The sequence below is a fragment of the Stenotrophomonas maltophilia group sp. RNC7 genome, from assembly GCF_030910085.1.
Classification (GTDB): domain Bacteria; phylum Pseudomonadota; class Gammaproteobacteria; order Xanthomonadales; family Xanthomonadaceae; genus Stenotrophomonas; species Stenotrophomonas sepilia.
The window spans coordinates 1-363 of sequence record NZ_JAVFVN010000803.1; the positions used below are offsets into that span (position 1 = coordinate 1).

Annotated in this window: 1 protein-coding gene; it reads right to left on the reverse strand. The window is 69.1% G+C overall.

Annotated features, from left to right (window positions below):
- Positions 1-363: alpha-amylase family glycosyl hydrolase (locus tag RCF13_RS19350; protein WP_308141464.1), on the reverse strand; the 363-nt coding region annotated here is incomplete at both ends.

Below are 363 nucleotides of genomic sequence, written 5' to 3' on the forward strand. Positions count from 1 at the left end.
CAGAAGATGACGCGGGTGCCGGCATAGGCCTTGTCGTTGTCCGACCACACGTAGAAGTTGCGCGCGGCCGAACCGGGCCGCGAACTGCGGGCGCGCTGGAACCACGGATGCTGGTCGGACGTGTGGTTGACCACCAGTTCCGTGATCACCCGCAGGCCGCGCGCGTGCGCCGCCCGGATCAGCCGGCGCACGTCGGCCACGGTGCCGTAGTCCGGGTGCACGCCGCGATAGTCGGCGATGTCATAGCCGTCGTCGCGCCGCGGCGAGGGGTAGAACGGCAGCAGCCAGATCGTGTCCACGCCGAGGTTGGCGATGTAGTCCAGCTTGGAGATCAGCCCCGGCAGGTCGCCGACGCCATCGTCG